Raw genomic sequence first — 22,666 nt, 5'->3', positions numbered from 1 at the left:
TCTTGTATCACTTTATCATCTTGAAGCAATTCAACTTTGATGCTTCCTGGACGTGTGTTGAATTTGTTGTTGTAGTCTTCCCAGACTTTCTTACCACTTACTTCTGTTTTATCAGTATTTTTGTACGTGTTCGTGATTGTCGTTCCTTCTACTTTTGTTTCATAGTCTTTCACTTTCACTTCATCTACTGTGTACTTGTACTCATTTCCTTGCCCATCGTACTTCGGTAGATCTTTAAAGCTAAAGTTCCAGTTTCCTTCTTTATCTGCTTTTACTTCTTCTGTTTTAAATTCTTTTCCACCTTGAAGCAATTGTACTTTGATGCTTCCTGGACGTTTGTTGAATTTGTTGTTGTAGTCTTCCCAGACTTTCTTACCACTTACTTCTGTTTTATCAGTATTTTTGTACGTGTTCGTGATTGTCGTTCCTTCTACTTTTGTCTCGTAGCTATCAACTTTCACTTCACTTACTGTGTATTGAATTTCATTTCCTTTTTCATCGTACTTCGGTAGATCTTTGAAGCTGAAATTCCAGTTTCCTTTTTCATCAACTTTCACTGTCGTGTCTTGTATCACTTTATCACCTTGAAGCAATTGTACTGTGATGCTTCCTGGACGTTTGTTGAATTTATTATTGTAGTCTTCCCATTTCTTTATTCCCGAAATGTTTGTCGTTTGTACTACTTTTGTATTTGTAATGTCATAACCTTCTACTTTGGATTCATATCCTAGTACCGGTTGTTCTTCCACTTTATAATCGTATGCTGCTCCATTTTTATCGAACACCGCTAACTCTTTGAATTCATACTTCCAATCTTTTTCTGCTGTTACTTCTTTCGTATCTACCACTTTACCATTTTGTAATAGGTCTACTTTGATTGTTGTTGGACGATCTGTTGCATTGTTATCGTTCCATTTCTTCGTTCCCGAAACTGATGTAGTCTTATTACCTCCAGCTCCGCCACCAGATATTATATTTTCAACTACGGAATCATCCGAATTGGTAAGTAGATCTTCACCTTTAACTTGGTATTTAATCGTATACTTATTCTCAAGGTCCTTTTGGTTCTTTCCGCTTTCAGTTATATTAGCTTTATAACCAATTGTAACTGTGTTACCACTTGCTTTATCCTTATTAATCTCAATGTCAAAAGAGGTTTCGTCACTATTAAACTGAATCTTTCCATAACCTTCAGCTACGAATTTTTCTAATGATAAGGTTTTACGGTCTTCAGGATTACCATTATCATAATCAAAATAGAAACTATCTTTATTAAGCGTTTGGCCTCCCTGCAAGGTATCAGTCAAATCAATATTACTACTTAAGACTTCTTTGTTATAGTTTACAATTAAATACCAGTGCACTTCATTAGTGTTTTCTGGTCGGATCTCACCGGCTTTGTAGGAAAAGGGTCCCTTTCCAGGATCTGTACCACCGCCACCGCTTGGACCAGTAACTGTGACAGATTGCTTATCTAAAATTGTACCTAAATTTGTCTCGACCTTATTCTCTTGATCTATTTCCGCATAAGTGGATTGAACTGTAAAATAAAAATGGCCTTGAATATCTTTCTCTGATTCCACCTTGTCATTAAATGTACATACCACAGTACCTGCATTTACTTTACAAGTACCATAATCATCTAACTGAATCGTGTCACTAAACCCTTGTAATTCTGGAGGCAACGTTAACGTTAGTGTGTCCCCAGGCTTTATCCTATTTCCAGGTTTTTCACTAAACTCCACTTTTATTCCCATTCGTTCGTAGTAACCTAATTTTTCTTTATCGAACGTAAAACTATCCACAAGTCCTGCTGTGTTTAATTCTTGTGCATTAGCCACTATAGGCAAAAGACTCTGACCTATAGTAAACATAAAAATCATTATAATCGAAAAAATCGAAGTTATTCTCTTTAAATACATACTTTATGTTAGCCTCCTCATAATTTAAAATATAAATAGTTTTTGGTACAAACATGTTATGACGAAAATTCTGTTATCCAACTATTTCACCTACGCATTTTTAATAGCTATTATGATTTCTCTTCCCCCTTCACTACTACTTAACAACTTGAAACTTGATTTTTTATAAGTGTATCTAACATTTTCAACACGCCCACAATTATGTACTTTTGACCTATATTTTTTAATAGAAACATAGATAAACCTTGATAAAGAAGTTTAAATAATAAATACATATAGACGACAGATACTGGAATACATTTAAAATCAGAAAAAAATGATTTAAAATGCATTCCAGACGAAACTCATGACAACCATTCTTCTTTTTGTGCCTTAGGGATTATAAAATGATTATTCTATGTGTAAAAGATTCTAGTGCGGGCAAATATAGACTAACTACTTCACAGCAAATATGCATCCTATCAACTTCCATACTTATCATTCTGACAAAAGAACGAAAATTATGGATTATAGTCGCATTCAGCATACCAGCAAAAAAGCTTATAAATGTGGAGCGAGTTAAAATATTACGAACGAAGTATTGTTTGTCTATGAAGATAAAAGAAATATTCTCCAAATCTGAATAAAGTGGAACAAGTTTTGGGGTAACTAAAAACGTTTTTGATTTTCAACTGATTTCAGGTGAATTTTGCAGAAATACGGGAATCAGTCTTTTCATTTTTGGAGTATATAAATGGGTGTCAAGAAAAAGGGTTTCTCCTGATGGATCTGATTCTAGAGCTATGCTAAAAAATTAAAATAAACCTACATATTATCTATCCGCTAAAAATTTTTAATTTCTTTACGAATAAAAAAATATTTATATATACTTTTATATATTTATGTATTAATATATAAGTATAACTGATGTTAAATCAAAAATAAGAGGTGTATATCTCCTCATTATTTTTATCGAATCTAACAAACCAAGTTGATTAGCACCAAATCCCTAACTCTTTAAATAAATAAGAAATTTTGAGGATTACCTACTAAGTTGTTAGGTAGATAATAAATTTAAATACACTTACCTTGATTGTAATAACATGATTTAAAGCAATTACAACATTCCCTATTAGCATTTCATCAATAAATAATACAGATATGCCTTTTTTCGTAATTCCCCCAAAAAACAACAAATTTTTTCCATAGTCTATTATTCTAGAATTGTTACCAAAAATCAATAGTTAATTGTTGTTCCCCATTTTTACTTCATTATTATAAGGCATCTTTAGGTTAACCGATTATCCTATTTTACATATCATATTCTGGCTAAGATTGAACACCCTCACAGAATTCTCCTTAATTTACAACACATTATATATTTATGTTTTTCAGAAAAACCCACCTTTCTTTTAAAAGTAATAACATCTATATCCTCATTAAAAATATGCAAATAATTCAGGTTTTACTTTTCTATTTCTCAATATAAATTAATTAAAATAAAAAAACATATAATAAAGTCTTTATCCGTCTTGTTTTGTCAGCCCAAAAGAAAAAACAATTAGTTATAGTAAAAATCACCCACTTTAAAGTGGGTGACATTTTATTGAGAAAATACATATATGCATAAAAGCATATTTCCTCCTGCTCATTATCATATACAATATTAATTGTAACAAAAATGATTACAACTAATAAGGAGGCTTTTTCTACTATGAAAAAAATGTTTTTAGCCGGTGCGTTAACTTTAGCAGGAATTACTGGTGCTACCGCATTTATTCCCGAAACAAAGGTCGCTGCTGCCGTTCAAGAACAAAGCTTTACAAAATTTTATTCCTTGCAAACTGGAAGTAGTTCTGAACAAGAACCTGTTTTCCTTCAAAAGGGACAAGAGTTAACAATTCAACCTAATAGCAAAACTCCTAGTTACAGTGTTTATGACTCAAATCATAACCTTATCGGGCGTTATTCTGATGGGTACGGCAGAATTTTCACTGCAAAAACAGATGGAAATATGTACGTTCAATTTCATGCACCTTTCGTTTACTATAGTCCTGTTAGCTTTTCTGTTACTTATACTATCCAATAAAATAAAGGGCCTTTCTCAAGGCTCTTTATTTTGCTTCCCAATTCACTTTCACAAATCCATCTTTCACCATTACACCACTTATATTAAACACATATTTTTCATTCGCTTTTAATGTAACTGTAAAAGTACCTTTTTTCGATTCACAAATTTCTTGTAACTCTTTTATCCCTTCCCCTTGTCTTTCATACAAGCTAAAGCATAAATTACCGCGTTTTGCATCTGTCTCATAAGAAAATGTCACTTCTGCATCTTTCTCGTACTGAATTTCAATATCTTTCCCAGCAATATCCCATGATGAGAATTTTGCTTCATAACTTGTCTCTCCTTGCTTCTCACTTTCTAAATATATATCACCGGCTTTCCACATATCATCTAACGTTTGAACGAAAGCAAAGCCGCTCAGCAATACAAACATCGCACTTGCAAATATGACAACTAATGTTATCTTTTGTTTTTTCATAGCCTTCATTGTATGTTCTCCTTCTATTTTCTTTTTACTTCTTCGTGTCATATATAACAAAACCCCAATAAAAAATGGCAATACAATCGCTATTACACTCCACCACTTACTTATTCCACGCGCTTTTGCATCTGTATATACCCATGATGCTACACATACTAAAAGTGCTATAAAATTCAAAAGCATTGTAATCCCAGCTATCTCAAATACTACAAATGGATTAGCGAACTCTATCATGTAATTTATACTCCTTCTTTAAAAATGACTGTATGACAATATATATAGGAATGTATAAGTGCATCACTATAACAAGTGCCATTATGATAGGTTTTTTATTGTCTAAATGAACAACAAACTGTTCTACCATAATTGTTAATAAGACAATCCAAGTAATATGTATACAAACAAACCATCTTTTCTCTAATTTCCGAGCTTTTCGCACACCATCTTTTGTTTTGTTTAACAGCTCTGCGCTAGGAATTACCTCTCCCGCCAAGCTACTTTTTATCTTCTGATCAAACTTATCTTCCGTCATAAACGAACCCCTCCAAATGTTCCCGCATTTGCTTCTTCGCATAATTAAGGCGATATTTCACCGTACCAATCGGTATATTTAATATTTCGCTCATTTCTTTATAAGAGTATTGTTCATAATAGTAGAGTACGAGCACGGTTTTATATTTTTCATTCAATAACTGTATAACTTCCCGTATCATTTCTGCTTCCACTTTTTGAATAAATTCTTCTGATACATCCACTTCATCTGCGAAATCTATTTCTCCACCATCCTCCTTATGAAACAAATCCAATACACGATCTTTCCACCTTTTCTTCTTACGATAAAAGTCATAAAACGTACGAACACAAATTGTAGTAATCCATTTTTTATAATTTTCCACGCAAGAAAGCTGGTGCCTAGAGGAAAAAACTTTTATCCAAGTCTCTTGAAAAATATCTTCTGCATCTTCTTTCGTTTTCGCTAATTTATAGCATAAGGAATATATTTGCTGCTTATATATATCAATTAATTCTTCTACCTTTTCTTCCATCTTAAACCTCCTGTCATTTATATAAGACGATGCAAATTCTCCTTTTGTTTGATAGAATTTTATTTTTTTATTATTTCCATACAAAAAGGCAATCACAACATCGTGTGATTGCCTTTTACTGAAAGCGAAAAATCGGCTAGAATACTCGGTGGCTTCGCGCCTTCCTCCTCCTATTCTGAACAAGCCGCTTCCGCTTTTCTTTATTGTCTAGCTCTGCCTCCTAGCCCCTTCTGTCTAAGAACCTTCCCCACGAGAAGATAAAATACATCTTCTGTGGGAAAGAATCTTAGCCTTCAGGGCTAAACAGTCGGCTCCGCTTTTCTTAATTACATTTTTTCTGGTGCAGATACTCCTACGATTGCTAATGCGTTTTGAAGTGTAGTGCGTACTGCTTTCATTAACTCATAGCGAGCTTTACTTAATTCTAAGTTGTCTTGGTTTAATACTTTTTCTGCATTGTAGAAGCTGTGTAATGCTGCTGCTAATTCAAATGCATAGCTTGTAATGCGGTGTGGCAGACGTTTTTGCGCTGCATCCGCAACTACAGCTGGGAATTCACCAAGTTTTTTCAATAACTCTACTTCTTTCTCAGAAGTAACAAGTTTGTAATTCACGTCTCCGCCTGTAGCTAATCCTAACTCTTCACCTTGACGAAGGATACTGCATACGCGAGCATGAGCATATTGTGCATAGTATACTGGGTTTTCATTAGATTTTGATACAGCTAAGTCCATATCAAAGTCTAAATGAGAATCACCGCTACGCATTGCGAAGAAGTAACGCATTGCGTCCACGCCTACTTCTTCCATAAGCTCACGAAGTGTAACTGCTTTACCTGTACGCTTACTCATCTTCATTTTTTCACCATTTTGGTATAGTTGTACCATTTGGATGATTTCTACTTCAAGTGTTTCTTTATCGTAACCAAGTGCTTGAATAGCAGCTTTCATACGAGGAATGTAACCGTGGTGGTCAGCACCCCAAATGTTGATTAACTTATCGAAACCACGCTCTAATTTATCACGGTGGTAAGCGATATCTGGCGTTAAGTATGTGTAAGAACCGTCGTTTTTAATTAATACACGGTTTTTGTCGTCACCGTAAGTCATAGAACGGAACCAAGTTGCACCGCCTTCTTCAAAGATCTCATCACGCTCTTTTAATACTGCAAGTGCAGCATCGATTTTTCCGTTTTTATATAATGATGTTTCTGAGAACCATACATCGAATTTAACACGGAAGCTTTCTAAGTCTTTTTGAAGTTTTGCTAACTCATATTTTAAACCGTATGAACGATAGAACTCATAGCTTTCTTCTGCATCAGCTTTTGCATAACGATCACCAAATTCTTCAGCTAAAAGCTTACCGATTCCAATGATGTCCGCACCATGGTATCCGTCTTCTGGCATTTCTTTCTCTAAGCCTAAAGCTTGCATGTAACGAGCTTCAACAGAAAGAGCTAAGTTATGAATTTGGTTACCCGCGTCATTAATGTAGTACTCACGAGATACATCGTACCCTGCTTTTGCTAATACGTTACATAAAGTGTCACCCACTGCCGCACCACGTGCATGTCCTAAGTGAAGGTCACCTGTTGGGTTCGCAGATACGAACTCAATTTGTATTTTTTCACCTTTACCAGTATTCGTTTCACCGTAAGCTTCGCCAGCGTTAACGATTGTTGGGATTAAGTCTGTTAAGTAGCTATTATCCATATAGAAGTTAATGAAACCAGGACCTGCGATTTCAATTTTTTCAATAGAAGCTTTTGCTTTATCGAAGTTTGCAACTAATTCTTCTGCAATCATACGAGGTGCTTTTTTCGCAACGCGTGCAAGTTGCATTGCCATATTTGTAGAGAAGTCACCATTTGTTTTATCTTTTGGAGATTCTAATACAACGTTTGGAATCTGTTCTTCTGTCGCTAATTCTGCCTTTAATACAGCAGCTTGAATTTCTTCTTTAATTAATCCTTTTACTTGTTCTAAAGAATTCATTATTTTGCCTCCTTCAAATTAAGTGTAATTGTATATCTGCCAGCTTCTTGTTCACTTAGAAGCAATGCGTACGTTAAGAAGAGTTGTCCTTTTTTCTTTTCATCCGACCATTTAAAAAGAACGTTATCAGTTTTCGTTTGCAATGCAAACGTACCAAGTTCACTCGTATACGTACCAGTTGTCCATTCACCTTTCACATGCGTTTGACGCATTGAAACAGCACCTGAACGCATAATGAGAACTTGTTCATCTTGAATTTTAATAATTGTTTTCACTTCGCCCTGTTCGTTCGGCTCTTGGAATGTTACATATGTACCTTGACCTTTTACATAGTATTGACCATTTGCTTCAAAAGCAACGGTTTCCTTCCTCGCCCCTTCACGGATTTCTGTTACGAAATGAACGTGTACCGGCAAGCCTGCAAGTTGTTTCTCCACGTCTTGCACACCCTTCACATGTTATAGATATTAAATAATGTATATAATAAATCACTTTTCCTATCATATCAAAAAAAACCTCTGTCTGTCTGCTGAAAAATCAGGAAAACTCCTTTTCAAAAAATAATTCACCTTCACCTTATTTCATATGATAAAATATTTTTTAAATCTAAATATTCTTTCATTTAAAGGGGTGAATTATGTGCTACCAACAAAATTGAAAAAAGGTGATGAAATTAGAGTTATTTCACCATCTTGTAGTTTAAGTATTGTCTCAAATACGAACCAAGAGCTTGCTATAAAAAGATTAACTGACATGGGCTTTCAAGTTACATTCTCAACATATGCTGATGAGATCGACCGATTTGCTTCCTCTTCTATTTCTTCACGCATTCAAGACCTCCACGAAGCATTTAGAGACCCGAATGTACAAGCCATTTTAACGACACTCGGCGGATACAACTCTAATGGTTTATTGAAACATCTCGATTATAATTTAATTCGAGAAAACCCGAAGTTTTTCTGTGGCTATTCTGATATTACCGCTTTAAATAATGCCATCTACGCAAAAACAGGACTCGTTACATATTCAGGACCCCATTTCTCTTCATTTGGAATGGAGAAAGGACTCGAGTATACGAGCGATTACTTTTTAAAATGCTTAACTTCTAATGAGCCTATTGAAGTCCTCCCATCTGAAACATGGAGCGATGATTCTTGGTACATCGATCAGGAAAATCGAGAGTTCATTAAAAATGAAGGATACGTTTCAATTCACGAAGGCGAAGCAACTGGAACGATTATCGGTGGTAATATGAGCACATTGAATTTACTGCAAGGTACACCGTATATGCCAAATTTACAGGATAAAATTTTATTTCTTGAAGAGGATAGTTTAACTGGAACAGCTACCCTTAAAAATTTTGATCGCTATTTACATTCCCTTATGCAGCAGCCAGATTTTGAGTGCGTAAAGGGCATCGTTATAGGAAAGATGCAAAAAGGTGCAGAATGTACGATAGAAGACATTCAAGAAATGATCGCTTCAAAACCTGAACTTGCATATATCCCTATCATTGCAAACGCAAGTTTCGGGCATACAACCCCAATTTTCACTTTCCCAATTGGTGGACGTGCAAAAATCATTTCTAACAAAGAAAAGATATCTATCACCATTTTAACGCACTAAAAAAGGAGCGAATGAGTCGCTCCTTTTATGGTTTTTCTATTTTATCCAACGCTTTTTGCGGAATTGATTCTTTTGAAATTTCAGCCCATCCTTTTCCTTGCATACCTTTTGCATAAATTTTTATAAATGCCCCCGTATGCAATTCACGGTTCATCATTCTTTTCACAACTTGTAACTTTCCGTCTTCTGTATACCCCTTAAAAGTGTATAAGTATTCTCCATCTTTTTTCTCACCTTTATCTATAACCGCATAATAATCTTGTATTTCTTTATTTGAAAAGAAGTTGTCTACAAAAGCATGTACACCTTCTGTTTTTGTGTTTAAATAATATGCTGTTCCCCCTAAAATAATGGCGAACACAGCTAAAACTTTAATTACCAATTTCATAAATGCGCCTCCTGTTTGCACTTCTTTCTCACTAACCTTATGTCTATACATGTATTATACGAAAAACAACATACTATACTCTATCGAAACGCCTTACACTTTCCTTACATTATTGTAAGAGTTTTTCCCTTTATAGCAAATTCCCATCAAAAAATTTTTCCGTTTAACAAACTTTTATATTATTATTAAATGATACGAATTTTTATTACAAAAATCAAAGGAGACAGTTTTCAAATGGCTATCTTGCAAGGTTTAGCACTATTACTTGTTGTACTTTGTCTATTTACACTTTTTAGTTACCGTGCTCCTTACGGCATGAAAGCAATGGGTGCTTTAGCTAATGCAGCAATCGCAAGTTTTCTTATTGAAGCATTTCACCGTTATATCGGTGGAGAAATGTTTCATAATGACTTTTTACAATCAGTAGGAGAAGCTTCTGGTAGTATGAGCGGTGTCGCAGCAGCAATTTTAGTCGCACTAGCAATCGGTGTTTCACCCGTATATGCTGTATTAATCGGTATCGCTACTAGTGGATTCGGTATTTTACCAGGATTTTTCGCTGGATACATTTGCGCTTTCGTCGTGAAATTTCTCGAAAAGAAATTACCGGCTGGTGTAGAATTTTTAGCAATTTTATTTATTGCTGCACCAATCTCGCGCGGCATGGCAATGCTTATGGATCCGCTCGTGAACGCAACACTCGGTAAAATCGGTTCTATGATTTCAGTTGCAACTACAGAAAGTCCTATCATTATGGGTATTATGCTTGGTGGATTAATAACAGTTATTTCTACCTCTCCATTAAGTTCTATGGCATTAACTGCAATGCTTGGATTAACAGGTTTACCAATGGCAATTGGTAGTCTTGCCGTAGCAGCCTCAGCCCCGATGAACTTTATTTTCTTTAAGCGACTAAAAATTTGCTCGAAGAAAGACACAATCGCTGTAGCAATCGAGCCTTTAACACAAGCCGATGTTGTTTCAGCAAATCCAATTCCAATTTATGCGACAAACTTCGTTGGCGGTGCACTTGCTGGTATTATTACATCTCTGTTCCAGCTCGTTAATAATGCGCCAGGAACAGCATCACCAATCCCAGGACTTCTTGTCTTATTCGGATTTAATGACGTTGTAAAAGTAACAATTGCTGCTGTATTATGTGGAATCGTTACCACGATTATTGGATACATCGGATCAATCGTGTTCCGTAAATATCCAATTCGTTCTGCTGATGAAATTCGCGGTATTACTTCAGAAGAGAAAGTTGCATAAAAAAAGAGCCCCTATTCATATGGGAGGCTCTTTCTTTTATGCAGCTACGGCAGCTAGAACTTCCGGCCATTTCACACTCTCTGTCGAGCATTCCATGACCTGCGATTCTGAGCAAGCCGCTTCCGCTTTTACTTTATCCAATTATGCCTCCTAGGCCCTTGCGTCTAAGAACCTTAGTCACCGGGGCTAAACAGTCGGCTTCACTTTTATTTCACCCAACCGAGCAGCATTTCCCGCACGAATTTGCTTGCTGCGACTGGTGTTTGATCACTATGGTCGTAGACAGGAGCTACTTCTACTAAGTCTGCTCCAACTACATTTATATTTGAATTTGCAATTGCTACGATGGAATCTAATAATTCTTTAGATGTGATACCTCCAGCTTCTAACGTTCCTGTTCCTGGAGCGTGAGCTGGGTCTAATACGTCAATGTCGATTGTGACATAAACTGGGCGTCCTGCAAGTTTCGGCAATACTTCTTTTAACGGTTCTAATACGTCAAATTTATATAAGTTCATACCTACTTCTTTTGCCCATTCGAATTCTTCCTTCATTCCAGAACGAATACCGAAAGAATATACGTTTTCCGGACCAATTAAATCGCACACTTTACGAATAGGTGTAGAGTGGGATAAAGGCTCCCCTTCATACGATTCACGTAAATCAGTATGAGCATCCATATGGATGATTGCTAAATCCGGATATTTTTTTGCCATTGCCTTAAAAATTGGCCAAGACACTAAGTGCTCACCGCCGAGACCTAGTGGAAACTTATCGGCATCTAAAAGTTTTGATACATACTCTTCAATCATGTCTAAACTGCGTTGTGCGTTTCCGAATGGTAATGGGATATCACCCGCATCAAAATATTTTACCTCTTCTAATTCACGATCTAAATATGGGCTATATTCTTCAAGACCGATTGATACTTCACGAATACGTGCAGGGCCAAAACGAGAACCTGGACGGTAACTTACTGTCCAATCCATAGGCATCCCGTAAATAACTACCTTTGACTCTTCAAAACTTGGATGACTTTTAATAAATACTTTACCTGAATAAGCTTCATCAAAACGCATATTCTTTTCCTCCTTATGTGGAACTTAAGGTATCCCAACCTTTCATTATTTCTCAAATTTGGAGCGCATTGCTCCTCTTTCTCGATTTACCGGGTCTTCTGTTTCATAACAAGAAGACGATTTTCTTTACAGGAGTGTAAGTAGCTAGCATGTTCAAGTCTTCTGGACAAACACCTTAAATGAGCTACTTACACTTTATTTGTTCAGTACGATTCTCTTACTTAATTAAATCGCCAACAAATTTCGGTAATGCGAATGCCGCATTGTGTAATTCTTTTGTGTAGTATTTCGTTTCAATTTCGTGGAAACGCTCTTCACTTACTTCTAATGGATCATGTTTTTTAGATCCAATTGTGAACGTCCAAAGACCACTTGGGTAAGTTGGAATGTTCGCTGTGTATAAACGAGTAATTGGGAAGATCTCTTTTACGTCTTTAAACACAGTTGTAATTAGTTCTGGTGTGAACCAAGGGTTGTCCGTTTGTGCAACGAAAATACCGTCTTCTTTTAACGCTTTAGAGATTCCAGCGTAGAAGCCTTTTGTAAATAAGTTTACTGCTGGTCCTACTGGCTCAGTAGAATCTACCATAATTACGTCATATTCATTTTCGCTTTCTGCGATGTGTAGGAAACCGTCTCCTACTTTTACTTCTACACGCTCATTATCTAATGCGCCTGCAATTGATGGTAAGTATTGTTTAGAGTACTCAATTACTTTTCCATCGATTTCAACAAGAGTTGCTTTCTTTACGCTTGGGTGTTTTAACACTTCGCGAATAACACCACCATCGCCACCACCTACAACTAATACGTTTTCAGGGTTTGGATGTGTAAATAAAGGTACGTGCGCTACCATTTCATGATAAACGAACTCATCTTTTTCTGTTGTCATAACCATGCCGTCTAAAATAAGCATGTTTCCGAACTCTTCCGTTTCAACCATATCAAGTTTTTGGAATTCTGTTTGCTCCGTATGTAATGTGCGGTTAATACGCGCCGTAATCCCAAAATGTTTTGTTTGTTTTTCAGTGAACCATAGTTCCATCGTACAATCACGCCTCTCAATGCAAATTTATAATAGGGACATCATTAATGTCCCCTAACAAAAATAAAACAAAACATCCAAAATGTATAGTTAAAAGTACAAAAATACCGAAAATATATTTTAGTCAGAGGGTTCTAATATATATGTATAAAGAAACCCTTTCTTAAGAAAGGGCTTTTGTCTCTAATTCTACCGGTTTTCGAATCGGAATTAAAATCATTACGCAACCGACTAACACAACAATTCCACCAACTAAAAACGGACTTTGTGGTGAAACAGTATGACCGATGATTCCTGATAAGATTGGAGCAATTGCGCCACCTAACCAACGAACGAAGTTATAAACACCTGATGTAACAGATCTTTCATAAGGTGAAATATCCATTACATAACTTGTAAATAATGCATTATTTAATCCAGACGCTAATCCTGATAGAACAATTAATACAATTTGTAACCACATAATTTTCACAAAGAATAGTGCGATTAAGAAAAGCGCAAATACGAGTAAACTGCCTTTCAACAATGTTTTCGGCTCATATTTACCTTCTAGCTTATGGGCTAAAATTGCAGAACCGTAAGCTAACGCTAATCCCCATCCGCAAAATACAAATCCTAATTGAATAGCAGATAAATGCATAATAAGTGGTGAATATGCTAACACAACGAAAAATCCGTAGTAGTATAACATTCCTGAAATCGCACCTTGCATAAACGGTTTATACTTCACTAGGTTAAGTAATTCCCCTACGCCTGCCGATTTACGCTTCACTTTTCGCTCCGGTTCTTTTACAAAAAAGAAAACTAAAATAAATGCTAAGAAAATTAAAATACTCGTCGCAAAAAATGGGTAACGCCAAGAATGTCCACCTAATATCCCGCCTAATAGCGGTCCGCCTGCCATTCCTAAACCGATAGCTGCTTCATACAATCCTACCGCTTCATGAACTTCTTTACTTAATGCAATCAATAATGTCATCGCCGTTGCGAAGAACATCGCATTTCCTAATCCCCATCCTGCGCGGAACAGAGATAATTGAGCAATCGTTTGCGATATACCACATATAAACGCAAATACAGTCACAATCGCAAGACCAATCGTCATCATTCGTTTATCACCAAATCTCGATGCGAATACTCCAGCTGGTAACATCATAATTGCCATCGTTAAAATATATGCTGTAAATAACATCTCTACTTGCCAATGAGATGCACCAATTTGCTCAGCAATGCTTGGTAAGATTGGATCGACTACCCCTATACCCGAAAAGGCAAGGAAGGTAGCCACCACTGTAATCAATCTCCCTAGTTTTTGTTTGCTCTCCATTTTGATCATTCTCCTTTTGTGCTATCTAAAAATGTCACTGCACGATGTAAGCTATCTTCAAGTTCTGCCTTTACACGTTGCATTTGCTCCATTTTCTCGTCTAACGTTTGCACTTGTTTTTCAAGCATCTCTTTAATTTCTTGAATCACTTCGCGGTCACGAGGATTCTCACTATTTCTTCTTTGCTCCATTCTTTCTTTTAATGATAAGAAATGTTGCATTTCTTGAAGCGTAATCCCTAGCACTTCTTTCGCTTCCACAATCCTTTTAATTCTAGCGATGTCCTCGTCTGTATACAGGCGAATGTTCCCCTCACTCCGTTCAGGGGGATGAATTAAACCAATTTCCTCATAATAACGAAGTGTACGTTTTGTTAAACCAACTTGCTTTGTGACTTCATCAATTTTATACATGTTTATTCCTCCCTTCACTCGATTATTACATTTTACGTTAACGTTAACTTTTGTGCAACTGTTAGACTTTTGTAAATGTTTATCCTATTCAATTGTATTTTTCCAAAAGCAGTTTCATAATGAAAGAAAAGAAACGATAAGGAGATTTCCGTATGAATAAACCACTTATTTTCGCTCATCGCGGGGTAAAAGGAACACATCCAGAAAATACGATGATTGCCTTCCAAGAAGCAGAACGTATTGGTGCCCATGGCATTGAACTTGATGTCCACCTATCAAAAGATGGTGAGCTTGTCGTGATTCACGATGAAACAGTAGATCGTACAACAAATGGCATAGGTCTTGTTTCTGAAAAAACGGTAGCGGAATTACAAGCTTTAGATGCCGGCAGCCATAAAGACCCTTCTTTCCATGAAGCAAAAATCCCAACGTTACGCGAAGTATTCATTTGGCTATCTACAACAAAGTTACAGCTCAACATTGAGTTAAAAACAGATGTCATTCACTATCCAAACATTGAAGAAAAAGTTGTTGCTCTCGTTCGTGAATATCATCTATCTAATCAAATTGTATTCTCATCGTTTAACCACGACTCTGTTTCATTACTAGCAGAAATAGCTCCTGAAATCCCAAGAGCAATTTTATATGATACACCACTTGCTGATCCGATTGCTGAAGCAAAAAGTAGAAACGCAACTGGTTTACACCCAAACTTCCAATTATTAACAAAAGAATTTGTCCAATTTGCACAAAATCAAGGGTACGCTTTCCGCCCTTATACAATTAACGAATACAAAGATTTACAAACTATGATTGACTACGGCGTAGATGTCATTATTACCGATTGGCCAGCACGTGCCTTTGAGCTCCTTTCTTAATTGAAGGAGCTTTTTGTTTTCGAAATTTCATTGTTTAAAATAACCGAAAACCCTCAATACTAATACAATAATGTTTGTATTAGTATTGAGGGGCTGAAAAAGATGGATCAAACTATGAATCCGAAACTTAAAAAATATAAACGTCTTTTCTTCACCGTAATGTTTTCTTCTGTTCTTTTTTTCGTTTTTTCCTTTTTTGTTATTATTATAGTTGCAAAAATTATGGGACCTCCTCCTGTTGCTGTCCCGCAAACAAGTGTCTTTTACGCTAATGATGACACTGTTATCGGACAAAGTAATGCAATGCAAAAACGTTACAATGTATCTCTCAATGAAATCTCTCCTTATGTAAAAGAGGCAACACTGTCTATCGAAGATCAACGATTCTACAAACATCACGGATTTGATATGAAGCGTATTGCTGGTGCTATTGTTGCCGATTTAAAAGCGATGGCAAAAGTCCAAGGTGCTAGTACGATTACACAACAGTATGCTCGTAACCTATACTTAGATCATGATAAAACGTGGAAACGTAAACTATTAGAAGCAATGTACACAATTCGCCTTGAAGTGAACTATAATAAAAATCATATTTTAGAAGGATATTTAAATACAATTTATTACGGGCACGGTGCTTATGGAATCGAAGCTGCGTCTCGTCTATATTTCGATAAAACAGCAAAAGAATTAACATTAGCGGAAGCTAGTATGCTCGCAGGTATTCCGAAAGGACCTAGTGTCTATTCCCCCTTTTTAAAAGAGGATCGTGCGAAAGGGCGACAATCTCTCATATTAGACGAAATGGTAGAACAAGGTTATATCACGAAGAAACAAGCTGCGTCAGCGAAGAAAGAGCCATTAACCTTTGCCTCATTAGATACGAAAAAAGTGGCAGAGATCGCACCTTATTTCCAAGATGCTGTACAAGCTTCTCTTCTTCGTGATATCGGATTAGATGAACAAGCATTACAAAAAGGTGGTTTGCGTATTTATACAACGCTAGACCCTAAATTACAATCGGTCGCAGAACAAGCTGTAAAAGATCATATACCTGACACAACAAACATACAAACTGCGCTCGTCTCTATGAATCCAAAAACAGGTGAAGTAGCTGCCCTTGTTGGCGGAACTGATTATAATACAAGTCAATTTAACAGGGCTACACAAGCCGCTCGCCAGCCTGGATCTACATTTAAACCATTCCTGTATTACGCGGCATTAGAACGAGGATTTACCCCTGCTACGCGCTTAAAAAGCGAATATACTGTGTTCACTTTAGGTGATGGTGTTTCAAAGTATAAACCAAAAAACTATAAAGACTATTATGCAGACGATTTTGTAACAATGGCACAAGCCCTTGCGGTCTCTGATAACGTATATGCCGTGAAGACTAATTTATTTTTAGGCGAAGACATTCTTACAAAAACAGCGAAGCAATTCGGTATTACTACCGCATTAAAAGATGTTCCGTCTCTTGCTCTCGGTACATCACCTGTAAAACCAATTGAAATGGTTAATGCTTATAGCATGTTCGCAAACGGTGGAAAAGAAGTAAAACCAGTGTTTATTCGCCGCATTATGGACCATGAAGGAAATATGTTATACGATGCTCATTTGGAGAGTAAGCAAGTTCTTGATAAAAGCAAAGCGTTTGTGATGGAAGAAATGATGACGGGTATGTTTAATAAAAAACTAAGCAGTTATGCTGCTGTAACTGGTCAATCGATGTTATCAAAGCTATCAAGAACATATGCTGGAAAGTCTGGTTCTACTGAAACGGATAGTTGGATGATTGGATTTACCCCACAAATCGTAACTGGTGTATGGGTTGGATACGATCAACCTAAATCAATTTCAAATGTAGCAGAACAAGGATATGCAAAAAGAATTTGGACCGATACGATGGAAAAAGGCTTAGATGGGCAACCTAAAAAAGAGTTTAAACAACCAAATGACGTCGTTGCAGTCGATATTAACCCTGAAAACGGAAAAATCGCTACAAAAAACTGTCCTATTTCAGTTAAAATGTATTTCGCAAAAGGTACAGAACCAACTGAATATTGTATGGATCATGTTGATGATAAAGAAGAATTTGAAAAGACCACCGAAGAAAAGAAGAAAACAAGTTGGTGGAAAAAATATCTTCCTTGGTAAAAAAATAGCTGACGGGTATCCGTCAGCTATTTTTTATTCACTTAATAATGCACGGCGCAATTCTTCACTAGATTCGTTCCAAATCGCTTCATTATGTTCTTTCAAGAACGTACCAAGTACTTTTTTAGATGATTCATCCATATGGTCAACCATAATGTGGCGCTTCATTGATTTATCCATTTTGTTTACGTGCTCTGGAAGTGATTTATATCCGCGGCGAATTTCACGGTCAACTGTCATTTCACAAGCTGTTACACCTGCATAATAAGCACCTGTCGCCGTTCTTTCAATCGTTACCCACACAAGCCAAAATGGTTTTCCGTTTGGAACTTCATCTTTATTTGTTAAAAACTTAATACCTTTTTCGACTGTACTACGCGCATGCATTGCACCGATATCAACAAATGCTGTTTTCTCTAGTACATCGACAAATACAGGTGAAATATTTTCTAGACTTAATGCTCCAACACCAAAACCACCATGTCCATCTGTTGAATCATTTTTCACGATATTAAAACCGATTTTTTTCTTTTTCTCTGTCATATGTAAATTCCTCCTCGCTTACTGATTAGAAAAGCCTAAAAATAGGCACAATGATATTTTGTAAAAACATTAATACATGCGGAATAACTACTTGGAAAATAGGTTGAATCGTGTAATTGCTAAGCGGTGTAATAACAAGAATTAATAACGCGATTGCTCCATATTTTTCATACTGCGTCATTTTCGCACGAATATTTGCTGGCGCTAAATCCTCCACGACGCGATATCCATCAAGTGGCGGGATTGGTAATAAGTTAAATACAAGTAAAACGATATTTAACATAATAAAGATTTCAAAGAACTTTCCTAATGTTTCGGCTACTGCAACTGGAATTGCATCAAATACTCCAAATACCGTTAAGCTATATAAAATAATTAAACCAATCGCACTTAAAATAAAGTTACTAATCGGTCCTGCAATCGAAACTAATATTCCCGCAAGACGTGGTCTTTTAAAATTATATGGGTTAACTGGTACCGGTCTTGCCCAACCGAAACCAAGAATTAATACAGCAATCATCCCGATAGGATCTAAGTGTGCCATCGGTGATAATGTTAAACGGCCTTGCTTCTTTGCTGTATCGTCTCCAAATTTATATGCAACATATGCATGCGCAAACTCATGCACTGATAATGCAATAATAATCGCCATTGCTACCAACGGGATTTCTTGCAACGGATATCTAAATAACTGATCCATGCTTCATCTCCTCTTCAATATGTCAAAAAAAGAAAATATTTGTTTTTTCGATTGTTCTTCCCCATAATCCGCTATAATAAGATTGTAACTTACATAAAAGGAGCGATTATATATGCCATACGTAACAGTGAAAATGCTAGAAGGACGCACAGAGGAACAAAAGAAAGCTCTTGCTGAGAAAGTAACAGCAGCAGTAAGCGAAACAACTGGTGCTCCTGAAGAAAACATCGTTGTTTTCATCGAAGAAATGTCTAAAAACCATTATGCAGTTGGCGGAAAACGCTTAAGCGACAAATAATTTCAAGTTCTTTCATAAGAAGCAGCTCTTAGCTGCTTCTTATTTTTTTCCTTCTAGTAACTCGATAATTCTCTCTTTATATTTTCCTTTTCTTCCATCTTCATAGATTAAATCATGCGGATAGAATAATTTTTGATCCCTTCTCTTCTTTCCAGTAATTGCTTCAACAATATCCGATTCACGTGAAAGCTCTCTAAGCTCCCCATTTGGCATAAGAAGTAAGATCGGCAGACGTTCTTCTTCTTCACCAGCACGATAAAAGTCATATGGTAAGTCTGATGTTGAATCAACTACTAAATAGTATTCTGGATCAAGTCCAATCTTTTTGAATAAGCTACTTAATTCCATCCAATTATCTAAACCGTGCTTATCTGTAAACTCTACATATTTAAATAGGTTTCGATTCATAAAACGACGGCATAAATCACTTAAAATTGGATCTTCTTCGTCCTGCCATACTTGGAAGTAATAATACATAACGTTCTCGTCTAACTTTAAATAATCCTCTACTGTTACTTCTTCTTCAAATAAAGAATAGAAATGAACCGGATGATTTTTAAATGTGTAATACTTCTCGTGCAATGATTTTGCACGGTGTAAAATCTTCGTTAAAATAACTTCGGCACTGCGCGTTACCGGGTGGAAATATACTTGCCAATACATTTGATAACGACTCATAATATAATGCTCAACAGCATGCATACCACTATTTTTAATGACTACTTGATTCCCATACGGACGCATGACACGTAGTATACGTTCCATATCAAAGTTTCCATACTTTACGCCAGTGAAATACGCATCTCTTAATAAATAGTCCATACGATCTGCATCAATTTGACTGGAAATCATACTAATCGCTAATTTATTAGTAGATGTTTTTGCGATTACATCGGCCACCTTTTGCGGAAAGTCTTTATCCACGCGGCTTAATACACGGTTAATTTCCGTATCTCCAACGATAATTTTTTGCGTAAATTTCTCATGATCTAATGAAAATACCTTTTCAAACGAGTGAGAAAATGGGCCGTGACCGACATCATGAAGTAAGGACGCACATAAACATAACAATCTATCTTCAGCATTCCAGTTCGGTCTGCCATCAAACACATCATCAATCATACGACGAATAATTTCATATACACCTAACGAATGAGTAAAGCGACTATGCTCTGCACCGTGAAATGTAAAAAATGTCGTTCCAAGCTGCTTAATACGGCGCAAGCGTTGAAATTCTTTCGTTCCGATTAAATCCCAAATAACACGATCGCGCACGTGCACATATTTATGTACCGGGTCTTTAAACACTTTTGTTTCGCTGAGTTTGTCGTTTAAATATACCACCTTCCGACATCCCCCTTTCTTTACTGCATTCTTACTATATATTATAAACGAAATAGGAAACAGAAAGAAATGAAAGACTATATTAATTGCCCTTATATAAAGAAAAAATCACTTTTACCGAAGTAAAAGTGATTTCTTTTTATACATTATTTACCTAAAACGAATTCAGCAACTTCATCTAAGATCATTTCTTTACCTAGAGGGAAGTAACCTTTGTTTAAGTCTTCGTTTTTAATTGTAAATACGTGGTTATTTTTAACAGCGTTCATGTTTTTCCAAATTGATTCTTCTTGGAATTCTTTTAGACGCTGAGAACCGTCACCAGTTGTAAATACAAATAGGTAATCTGGGTTGTAATCGATTAAAGCTTCTTTTTGTACTTGTACTAATGGTTTATCCGTTGGTGTACCTTTAACTGCTGGTAATTTCAAGTCATTAAAGATTACGCTACCGTAACCGTAGTCACCGTATACACGGAAAGCATTTGGATATGCAGCCATTTTCATGAATGTTGCATCGCCAGTTTTCGCAACGATTTTGTCATGTAATTTACTTGCTTTTTCTTCATACTGTTTGAACCATTCTTTTGTTTCTTTCTCTTTACCGAAGATTTGACCTACTTCTTCGAATTTTGGACGCCATTGGTCTAATGGAGTTTTTAACATAACTGTTGGTGCAATTTTAGATAATTGATCATAGATCTTTTCTTGACGATTGTTTACAAGAATTAAGTCTGGTTTTGCAGCAGCTACTGCTTCGATGTTAATTTTATCGCCCCAAGCAGAGCCAACTGGTTTTACGTCTTTTAATTTTTTTTCAATGTGTGCATCAATTTTTTCTTGAGATGTATTAGCAGTAATAATTGGTTTCATACCAAAAATTAATAATTCTTCTGTTGAACCACTAAGGTCAGCAATTTTCTTTGGATTTGCAGGGATTTTAATTTCCCCTTTTGCGTGTTGTACAGTGCGCTCTTCAGTTTTCACATCCTTCGCATCTGCTTTCTTCTCTTCTTCTTTGTTAGAACAAGCTGCAAATAGTACAGAAGTAACGACTAGTACCATTGCTAATAGTGCCATTTTAAAATTCTTCATGTTCCCACTCCTTCTAGCTGTATTTCTCTTATAAGTTACAATGAACTATAAGAAACGAGGATAACAATCAATCAATATATATTTATTAACTGTTGTTAATAACCCATTCTAACGGGCGTTCAACTTCCCATTCATATATAAGAAGCTCAACGTCCATTAGAAGTCCCCCTCTCTAAGAGGGGGTTCTACTTATGCTTTTTTACGTAATTGATTATTAATCATCATTAAATCATATGTTAAACAAATTGGTTTACAGTTTACTGGACATGGAACGATTTGAGCTTCAATCTCAAATACGTTACGAAGTGTTTCACTCGTCATCACTTCATCTGGTGTTCCTTGCTTCATTAACTTACCTGCTTTTAATGCAATCATATGATCTGAGAAACGAGAAGCATGGTTTAAGTCATGGATAACCATAACAATCGTTCTACCTTCTTCTTCATTTAATTTTTTCAATAAGTTTAATACTTCTAATTGATGCGCCATATCTAAGTACGTTGTCGGTTCATCTAATACAAGTAATTCTGTTCCTTGTGCAAGAGCCATAGCAATCCATACTCGTTGACGTTGTCCACCTGATAACGCCTCTGCTGAACGATTTGCGAATTCTGTCATTCCCGTCACTTCAAGTGCCCAATGAATGTAGCGATAATCCTCTTCTTTCAATGTTCCAAATCCTTTTTGATGAGGAAAACGTCCATATGAAACGAGTTCAAACACAGTAAGACCTGTTGGCACTTCTGCAGTTTGTGGTAAAATCGCCATTTTCTTTGCGATTTCTTTCGTTGGTTGTTTCTCAATTGCTTTTCCGTCAAGGTAAACAGTACCTTTTTTCGCCTTCAAAATACGAGAAGCCGTTTTTAATAATGTGGACTTCCCACAACCATTTGGTCCAATAATTGTTGTAATCTTCCCTTCCGGAATTTCAACTGTTAATCCATCAATAATTAACCCTTCATTATAGCCAACAGATACCGCATCAACTGCTAAAGTTGCCATACAAAAA

The 22,666-nt window shown here is 36.2% G+C and carries 22 protein-coding genes; 6 read left to right on the top strand and 16 right to left on the bottom strand.

Features of this window, described 5'->3' with window-relative positions:
- Positions 1-1,841: Cna B-type domain-containing protein (locus ACXVYO_RS01590; RefSeq protein ID WP_458465868.1), on the bottom strand; the 1,841-nt coding region annotated here is incomplete at its 3' end.
- 1,774 nt (positions 1,842-3,615) lie between these two features.
- On the opposite strand from ACXVYO_RS01590, the gene ACXVYO_RS01585 reads away from it, so the two are divergent.
- On the top strand, positions 3,616-3,990 hold the full coding sequence (locus ACXVYO_RS01585) for a hypothetical protein (protein ID WP_458465865.1): 375 nt from the start codon (positions 3,616-3,618) through the stop codon (positions 3,988-3,990).
- 25 nt (positions 3,991-4,015) lie between these two features.
- Here ACXVYO_RS01585 and ACXVYO_RS01580 read toward each other — a convergent pair whose 3' ends face one another.
- The 5 genes from ACXVYO_RS01580 to ACXVYO_RS01560 all read right to left on the bottom strand — a co-directional run bounded on the left by ACXVYO_RS01580 (position 4,016) and on the right by ACXVYO_RS01560 (position 7,933).
- Positions 4,016-4,687 (bottom strand): anti-sigma factor, encoded by a 672-nt coding sequence (locus tag ACXVYO_RS01580; protein ID WP_458465864.1) that lies wholly within the window; start codon positions 4,685-4,687, stop codon positions 4,016-4,018.
- Positions 4,671-4,985 (bottom strand): anti-sigma factor, encoded by a 315-nt coding sequence (locus ACXVYO_RS01575; RefSeq protein ID WP_458465863.1) that lies wholly within the window; start codon positions 4,983-4,985, stop codon positions 4,671-4,673. Before ACXVYO_RS01575 ends, ACXVYO_RS01580 begins: the two co-directional genes overlap by 17 nt.
- Positions 4,972-5,499, bottom strand: a complete 528-nt coding sequence (locus ACXVYO_RS01570; protein WP_073517733.1) for an RNA polymerase sigma factor — start codon at positions 5,497-5,499, stop codon at positions 4,972-4,974. Before ACXVYO_RS01570 ends, ACXVYO_RS01575 begins: the two co-directional genes overlap by 14 nt.
- Before the next feature lie 326 nt (positions 5,500-5,825).
- Entirely contained in the window at positions 5,826-7,496 is a 1,671-nt protein-coding gene (argS, locus tag ACXVYO_RS01565; RefSeq protein ID WP_458465862.1) for an arginine--tRNA ligase, read from the bottom strand.
- On the bottom strand, positions 7,496-7,933 hold the full coding sequence (locus ACXVYO_RS01560) for a YwiB family protein (RefSeq protein WP_000414868.1): 438 nt from the start codon (positions 7,931-7,933) through the stop codon (positions 7,496-7,498). Before ACXVYO_RS01560 ends, argS begins: the two co-directional genes overlap by 1 nt.
- Before the next feature lie 202 nt (positions 7,934-8,135).
- Between ACXVYO_RS01560 and ACXVYO_RS01555 the strand changes: the two genes are divergently transcribed.
- Positions 8,136-9,122 carry a S66 family peptidase gene (locus ACXVYO_RS01555; protein ID WP_458465861.1) on the top strand — a complete coding sequence of 329 codons (987 nt, stop codon included), beginning with the start codon at positions 8,136-8,138 and terminating at the stop codon, positions 9,120-9,122.
- Positions 9,123-9,147: 25 nt separating this feature from the next.
- On the opposite strand, the gene ACXVYO_RS01550 is transcribed toward ACXVYO_RS01555, so the two are convergent.
- On the bottom strand, positions 9,148-9,510 hold the full coding sequence (locus ACXVYO_RS01550; RefSeq protein WP_073517731.1) for a YxeA family protein: 363 nt from the start codon (positions 9,508-9,510) through the stop codon (positions 9,148-9,150).
- 234 nt (positions 9,511-9,744) lie between these two features.
- On the opposite strand from ACXVYO_RS01550, the gene ACXVYO_RS01545 reads away from it, so the two are divergent.
- Positions 9,745-10,782, top strand: a complete 1,038-nt coding sequence (locus ACXVYO_RS01545; RefSeq protein WP_458465860.1) for a PTS sugar transporter subunit IIC — start codon at positions 9,745-9,747, stop codon at positions 10,780-10,782.
- 206 nt (positions 10,783-10,988) lie between these two features.
- On the opposite strand, the gene speB is transcribed toward ACXVYO_RS01545, so the two are convergent.
- The 4 genes from speB to ACXVYO_RS01525 form a co-directional block, all read right to left on the bottom strand.
- Positions 10,989-11,861 carry an agmatinase gene (gene speB, locus ACXVYO_RS01540; RefSeq protein WP_001209831.1) on the bottom strand — a complete coding sequence of 291 codons (873 nt, stop codon included), beginning with the start codon at positions 11,859-11,861 and terminating at the stop codon, positions 10,989-10,991.
- 217 nt (positions 11,862-12,078) lie between these two features.
- Positions 12,079-12,906 carry a polyamine aminopropyltransferase gene (gene speE, locus ACXVYO_RS01535; RefSeq protein ID WP_000424696.1) on the bottom strand — a complete coding sequence of 276 codons (828 nt, stop codon included), beginning with the start codon at positions 12,904-12,906 and terminating at the stop codon, positions 12,079-12,081.
- Positions 12,907-13,069: 163 nt separating this feature from the next.
- Positions 13,070-14,233: an MFS transporter gene (locus ACXVYO_RS01530; protein ID WP_458465859.1), complete on the bottom strand. Its 1,164-nt coding sequence runs from the start codon at positions 14,231-14,233 to the stop codon at positions 13,070-13,072.
- Between the two features lie 5 nt (positions 14,234-14,238).
- Positions 14,239-14,646 (bottom strand): MerR family transcriptional regulator, encoded by a 408-nt coding sequence (locus tag ACXVYO_RS01525; RefSeq protein WP_000276565.1) that lies wholly within the window; start codon positions 14,644-14,646, stop codon positions 14,239-14,241.
- 152 nt (positions 14,647-14,798) lie between these two features.
- Here ACXVYO_RS01525 and ACXVYO_RS01520 point away from each other — a divergent pair, with 152 nt between their 5' ends.
- The gene (locus ACXVYO_RS01520; RefSeq protein ID WP_073517728.1) at positions 14,799-15,524 is read left to right on the top strand and encodes a glycerophosphodiester phosphodiesterase; all 726 of its coding nucleotides are present in this window, start codon (positions 14,799-14,801) and stop codon (positions 15,522-15,524) included.
- A 102-nt stretch (positions 15,525-15,626) separates the two neighbouring features.
- Positions 15,627-17,678 (top strand): transglycosylase domain-containing protein, encoded by a 2,052-nt coding sequence (locus ACXVYO_RS01515; protein WP_458465858.1) that lies wholly within the window; start codon positions 15,627-15,629, stop codon positions 17,676-17,678.
- 33 nt (positions 17,679-17,711) lie between these two features.
- Here the strand turns inward: ACXVYO_RS01515 and ACXVYO_RS01510 are convergent, their stop codons facing one another.
- Positions 17,712-18,221 carry a YwhD family protein gene (locus ACXVYO_RS01510; RefSeq protein ID WP_000136683.1) on the bottom strand — a complete coding sequence of 170 codons (510 nt, stop codon included), beginning with the start codon at positions 18,219-18,221 and terminating at the stop codon, positions 17,712-17,714.
- 25 nt (positions 18,222-18,246) lie between these two features.
- Positions 18,247-18,921, bottom strand: coding sequence for a site-2 protease family protein (locus tag ACXVYO_RS01505; protein ID WP_427266367.1), 675 nt, complete (start codon positions 18,919-18,921; stop codon positions 18,247-18,249).
- 112 nt (positions 18,922-19,033) lie between these two features.
- Here ACXVYO_RS01505 and ACXVYO_RS01500 point away from each other — a divergent pair, with 112 nt between their 5' ends.
- On the top strand, positions 19,034-19,219 hold the full coding sequence (locus ACXVYO_RS01500; protein ID WP_001147171.1) for a 2-hydroxymuconate tautomerase: 186 nt from the start codon (positions 19,034-19,036) through the stop codon (positions 19,217-19,219).
- A gap of 39 nt (positions 19,220-19,258) precedes the next feature.
- Here the strand turns inward: ACXVYO_RS01500 and ACXVYO_RS01495 are convergent, their stop codons facing one another.
- The 3 genes from ACXVYO_RS01495 to ACXVYO_RS01485 all read right to left on the bottom strand — a co-directional run bounded on the left by ACXVYO_RS01495 (position 19,259) and on the right by ACXVYO_RS01485 (position 22,659).
- Positions 19,259-20,563 (bottom strand): HD domain-containing protein, encoded by a 1,305-nt coding sequence (locus tag ACXVYO_RS01495; RefSeq protein WP_000262748.1) that lies wholly within the window; start codon positions 20,561-20,563, stop codon positions 19,259-19,261.
- A 146-nt stretch (positions 20,564-20,709) separates the two neighbouring features.
- Entirely contained in the window at positions 20,710-21,657 is a 948-nt protein-coding gene (locus tag ACXVYO_RS01490) for an ABC transporter substrate-binding protein (RefSeq protein WP_458465857.1), read from the bottom strand.
- A gap of 189 nt (positions 21,658-21,846) precedes the next feature.
- Positions 21,847-22,659: an ABC transporter ATP-binding protein gene (locus tag ACXVYO_RS01485; protein ID WP_000212065.1), complete on the bottom strand. Its 813-nt coding sequence runs from the start codon at positions 22,657-22,659 to the stop codon at positions 21,847-21,849.
- Between the last annotated feature and the right edge of the window lie 7 nt (positions 22,660-22,666).

The sequence above is a fragment of the Bacillus sp. BC08 genome (assembly GCF_054326875.1).
The sequence above is the reverse complement of the archived record's forward strand: the minus strand, read 5'-3'. Positions and strand labels throughout refer to the sequence as shown.

Coding starts and splice junctions, on each gene's coding strand:
- ACXVYO_RS01585 (WP_458465865.1), top strand. CDS start 3,616: ATGAAAAAAATGTTTTTAGCCGGTGCGTTAACTTTAGCAGGAATTACT.
- ACXVYO_RS01580 (WP_458465864.1), bottom strand. CDS start 4,687: ATGATAGAGTTCGCTAATCCATTTGTAGTATTTGAGATAGCTGGGATT.
- ACXVYO_RS01575 (WP_458465863.1), bottom strand. CDS start 4,985: ATGACGGAAGATAAGTTTGATCAGAAGATAAAAAGTAGCTTGGCGGGA.
- ACXVYO_RS01570 (WP_073517733.1), bottom strand. CDS start 5,499: ATGGAAGAAAAGGTAGAAGAATTAATTGATATATATAAGCAGCAAATA.
- argS (WP_458465862.1), bottom strand. CDS start 7,496: ATGAATTCTTTAGAACAAGTAAAAGGATTAATTAAAGAAGAAATTCAA.
- ACXVYO_RS01550 (WP_073517731.1), bottom strand. CDS start 9,510: ATGAAATTGGTAATTAAAGTTTTAGCTGTGTTCGCCATTATTTTAGGG.
- ACXVYO_RS01545 (WP_458465860.1), top strand. CDS start 9,745: ATGGCTATCTTGCAAGGTTTAGCACTATTACTTGTTGTACTTTGTCTA.
- speB (WP_001209831.1), bottom strand. CDS start 11,861: ATGCGTTTTGATGAAGCTTATTCAGGTAAAGTATTTATTAAAAGTCAT.
- speE (WP_000424696.1), bottom strand. CDS start 12,906: ATGGAACTATGGTTCACTGAAAAACAAACAAAACATTTTGGGATTACG.
- ACXVYO_RS01530 (WP_458465859.1), bottom strand. CDS start 14,233: ATGGAGAGCAAACAAAAACTAGGGAGATTGATTACAGTGGTGGCTACC.
- ACXVYO_RS01525 (WP_000276565.1), bottom strand. CDS start 14,646: ATGTATAAAATTGATGAAGTCACAAAGCAAGTTGGTTTAACAAAACGT.
- ACXVYO_RS01520 (WP_073517728.1), top strand. CDS start 14,799: ATGAATAAACCACTTATTTTCGCTCATCGCGGGGTAAAAGGAACACAT.
- ACXVYO_RS01515 (WP_458465858.1), top strand. CDS start 15,627: ATGGATCAAACTATGAATCCGAAACTTAAAAAATATAAACGTCTTTTC.
- ACXVYO_RS01510 (WP_000136683.1), bottom strand. CDS start 18,221: ATGACAGAGAAAAAGAAAAAAATCGGTTTTAATATCGTGAAAAATGAT.
- ACXVYO_RS01505 (WP_427266367.1), bottom strand. CDS start 18,921: ATGGATCAGTTATTTAGATATCCGTTGCAAGAAATCCCGTTGGTAGCA.
- ACXVYO_RS01500 (WP_001147171.1), top strand. CDS start 19,034: ATGCCATACGTAACAGTGAAAATGCTAGAAGGACGCACAGAGGAACAA.
- ACXVYO_RS01490 (WP_458465857.1), bottom strand. CDS start 21,657: ATGAAGAATTTTAAAATGGCACTATTAGCAATGGTACTAGTCGTTACT.
- ACXVYO_RS01485 (WP_000212065.1), bottom strand. CDS start 22,659: ATGGCAACTTTAGCAGTTGATGCGGTATCTGTTGGCTATAATGAAGGG.